This is a genomic window from Caldisericota bacterium (genome assembly GCA_034717215.1).
Lineage (GTDB): Bacteria > Caldisericota > Caldisericia > Caldisericales > Caldisericaceae > UBA646.
The window spans coordinates 1-4,256 of record JAYELD010000165.1 but is presented as its reverse complement, the minus strand read 5'-3'; the positions used below and the strand labels follow the sequence as shown (position 1 = coordinate 4,256).

Below are 4,256 nucleotides of genomic sequence, written 5' to 3'. Positions count from 1 at the left end.
TTTTACACTAAATCCTTAAAAAATCCAAAGAAGGCTTTAGCTACTAAAAATATAGGACAAACCAAGTCCTTTTTGATATTATTTTTATCTGTAAAAATAATATCAAAAAATTTTCCCTGTTTTTGTAAATTTTTTGTCGTTTAACGCTCTTTTATTCTCAAGAATAAATATTGTAACAAATCCTGTTAAAAAAATAAAAATTATTAGCCTTAAGAACATTGGAATTTTAAAAAAGAAGCAACCTTATTGCTTACTTTTTTTATTTTTTATAGTATACTTTTATAAATTAAAATTATCGAGAGGAGGCAAAAGTATGGATAGCTTTACATTTAAATTACCAACTAAGATAGTTTTTGGAAAGGGTAAGTTTGAAAAACTTGGAGAAGAAGCGAAACAGATAGGGAAAAAAGCATTAATTGTCACAGGAAAACACTTTGCTAAATCTTCAGGACTGTTAGATAAAGCCAAAAAAACGCTTAAAGAAAATGATGTAGAATTTGTAGAATTTTCCGAAATAGAACCAAACCCGGAGAGCGACACTGTAGATAAAGGGGGAGAATTAGCACGCAAAGAAAATGTCGACTTCATTGTAGCAATTGGCGGGGGGAGCGTAATTGATGCATCAAAGGGAATTGCAGCAGTTACGGTAAGTAAATATCCTGTGTGGGACTATTGCGAAAGGCCACCAAAAGCAAATGTACCCGACAATGCACTGCCCATTCTTGCAGTTATAACAGTAGCTGCAACAGGCTCTGAAGCTGATGCAGGAGGGGTAATAACAAATAGTAAGACAAGAAGCAAAAGATCATTATGGGGAAAAAGCCTGTTTCCAAAAACATCCATTGTAGACCCACTCCTGACATTGTCAGTGCCAAAAAAACAAACCATTGATGGCGTAATTGATATGATTATTCACATTTTAGAAAGTTATCTTTCATCTCATGCGTTATCACCTGTATCAGACCGCATCTCAGAAAATTTAATGAAGGAAGCAATGAAACAGGGAGAGATCATAATAAATGACCTCCAAAATATAGGTGCGAGAGAATCACTTTCTTGGATTTCTACGTTAGCTCTCTCAGGTTTTCCAACTGCAGGAAGAAGGGGCCCAATGCCAATGCATGCACTTGAGCACCCAATATCCGGATTATACAAAATTCCTCATGGAAGAGGACTTGCAGCGCTTCTACCATCATTTTTGTATCACACAAAAGAAATGCATTCAGATAGACTTAAACTACTTGGAAAATCAATTTTCTCAACAGATTCTCCCACAAAAGCCATTGAGCGCCTTGTCCACTGGATGAAAAAGATCGACGCCTTCACATCGCTTAAGAAACTTGGCATAAAGAACGAAAGTATAGAAAAATTTACACTTATGTCTATAGAGGACGCCAATGCAAATGGCATTGTGCAGGCAAGAGAACCTCTTACAAAAGAAAAAATCATACAGATTTACGAAACAGCATACAATTATAAAGATTTGTTCAGAAAGGTGTAATGAATAGAAAAAATAAATTGTTCTACAAATATGTGAAAAATACAAAACGTAACACTTAATCGTTTTTTCAACAAAAGAAAACGATTAATAATAACTTTTAAAAGAAAGGAAAAAAAATGAAAGCACAACTGGAATGTATTCCCTGTATGATGAGTCAGGCACTCCGTGCAGCAAAGGCAGCAACAAATGATAAAAAACTTATAAGAGAAGTGTTAAACAGGGTAGGAGAAGAAATAAAGGATATTCATCTTGAAAAAAGTACCCCTCCTGAAGCAGCTGTTCCTATTTACCAAATTGTAACAGATGTAACAGGAGTTGAAGACCCATATAAAAATACAAAAAAGAAACACATAAAAGAAGCACTTACTTTGTATCCCTTAATGATGAAAAAAGTAGAACAAAGTAAAAATCCTCTAAAAGAAGCCGTAAAGATTGCCATAGCTGGAAATGCAATAGATTTGGGAAGCACTAAAGATAAAATAGACATTACAAAAGAATTCGAGCGAATTGAAAACTCTCTTTTCTATTTAGATGAATTTAATGCGTTTGAAGAAAGAATAGAAAAAGAGAAAGAGATTCTATACCTTGCAGACAATGCCGGTGAAACCGTTTTTGATAGGCCACTTATTGAATTTCTGGCCCAAAAAAATAAGAAAATCTACTATGCAGTAAAAGAAAAACCAATCATCAACGACGCGACACACCTTGATGCAGAGCTTTCAGGTATTAAAGAAGAAATTATCTCCACAGGTTCCTCAGTTGCAGGAACAATTTTAGACTACTGCTCAAAAGAATTTGTAAATTTTTTTACAAAAGCAACATTTATCATAGCAAAAGGACAAGGTAATTATGAATCACTGTCAAACAAGAAAGCTCCTATTTTCTTTTTATTTAAAGTAAAATGCAAGCCAATTGCTGTGGAAACAGGATTCAGAGTCGAAACAATGCTTCTTATAAAATCAAAATATTTTAAAAATAAATATAATCCTGAATAAGTTCCGAAACATATGAGATTTTTGTAAATGTATTATACTATACAGAAGGTTGAAGATATACGGGAGGATAAAGAAGATATTTAAGAGTGATTATAGGTATGCACAAAAACTAAACCTGGGTATTTATCCGGAGTCTCAAATGTATGTAACTCATGCAGTTTCTTGACAAATTTCATTTTTTTGATATACTTATATCTAATTAATTTGAAAGGAATAAAAAGGGAGGTGAAAATTCGTAAAAAATGATGAAAAGCAAGTAAAAAAACAAAAGAGGAGGAGAAAAAATGAAAAAAATTTTAGTACTTGTACTTGTAGGAATGTTTGTAACAGGAGCTTTTTCTGGATGCAAAACAGCAGAAAAAGCTCCTGTTACTCTTGTATTTGCAAAAGGGGACGCAGTAAGATTGGATCCAGCCGATGTAACAGATGGGGAATCCATTACAGTAATGGATAATATATTCGAAGGGCTTGTTAAATATAAACCAGGCAGTACAGAAGTCGAACCAAGCCTTGCAACAAGCTGGGAACCTTCATCTGATGGATTAGAATGGGTATTTCACCTAAGAAAAGATGTAAAATTTCATGACGGGACTCCATTCAATGCAGATGCAGTTGTTTTTTCTTTTGAAAGACAACGCGACGAGAATCATCCTTTTCATAAATATGGAAAATGGGATTACTGGGGATGGTGCTTTGGTGAAATCACAAAGACAGAAAAGGTAGATGATTATACTGTTAAAATTACCCTTGATAAGCCATTTGCTCCGTTTATCAGCACAATGGCTATGTTCACAATGTTTGTAGTAAGTCCCACAAGCGCTAATGAATGGGGAGAGCAATGGTTTACTCATCCTGTCGGCACAGGGCCATTTACATTTGTTGAATGGGTAAAGGGTGATCATATTACGCTAGAAAAAAATCCTGATTACTGGGGAGAAAAAGCAAAGATCAATAAACTTATATTTAGGGTAATTGATGATCCGTCTGCACGTCTCCTTGCGCTCACTAAAGGAGAAGTTCATGGAATGGAATTTCCAAACCCGGATGATTTAGAAAGCATAAAAAACAATCCTGATCTTCAGGTTCTCAGTAAACCTGGCTTAAGTATTGGGTATCTTGCAATAAATATGGGAGAAGACACGCAGGGGTATCAAAAAGAGTTTGGGGATGTGAGAGTAAGACGGGCAGTGGCTCATGCAATTAACAAACAAGACATAATTGACCATTTATACAAAGGAACTGCTATTGTGGCAAAAAATCCTATTCCACCATCCCTTTGGGGATACAATGATGATATACAGGATTATGAATACAATCCAGAAAAAGCAAAAGAACTTCTCGCAGAAGCAGGCTATCCGGATGGTTTCAAAACAAACCTGTGGGCAATGCCTGTTTCTCGGCCATACATGTTTGATCCAAGAAAAATCGCAACAGCAATTCAGGCAGATTTAAAAGCTGTTGGAATTGATGCAGAAATAATATCATATGATTGGGGTACATACCTTGATAAAACTGATAATGGAGAACACGCGATGTGTTTACTGGGCTGGACTGGAGATTATGCAGACCCGGATAATTTCTTATATGTCCTGCTTGATCCAGACTCAGCGACAGTAGGATCCGCTGGTAACGTAGCATTTTATCGAAATCCTGAGGTTCACCGACTGAATATGGAGGCAGTAACTACATTTGATCCTGCAAAAAGAACAGAACTTTATAAACAAGTTCAGGTTCATGTCCATGAGGATGTACCATGGGTT

Annotated in this window: 3 protein-coding genes; all 3 read left to right on the top strand. The window is 35.5% G+C overall.

Going from position 1 to position 4,256, the window contains the following annotated elements:
- The first annotated feature begins 313 nt into the window (after positions 1–313).
- Positions 314–1,501: an iron-containing alcohol dehydrogenase gene (locus U9Q18_06830; GenBank protein ID MEA3314073.1), complete on the top strand. Its 1,188-nt coding sequence runs from the start codon at positions 314–316 to the stop codon at positions 1,499–1,501.
- Positions 1,502–1,617: 116 nt separating this feature from the next.
- Positions 1,618–2,496: an ARMT1-like domain-containing protein gene (locus U9Q18_06825; protein MEA3314072.1), complete on the top strand. Its 879-nt coding sequence runs from the start codon at positions 1,618–1,620 to the stop codon at positions 2,494–2,496.
- A 284-nt stretch (positions 2,497–2,780) separates the two neighbouring features.
- On the top strand, positions 2,781–4,256 hold a 1,476-nt coding region (locus tag U9Q18_06820; GenBank protein MEA3314071.1), incomplete at its 3' end, for an ABC transporter substrate-binding protein.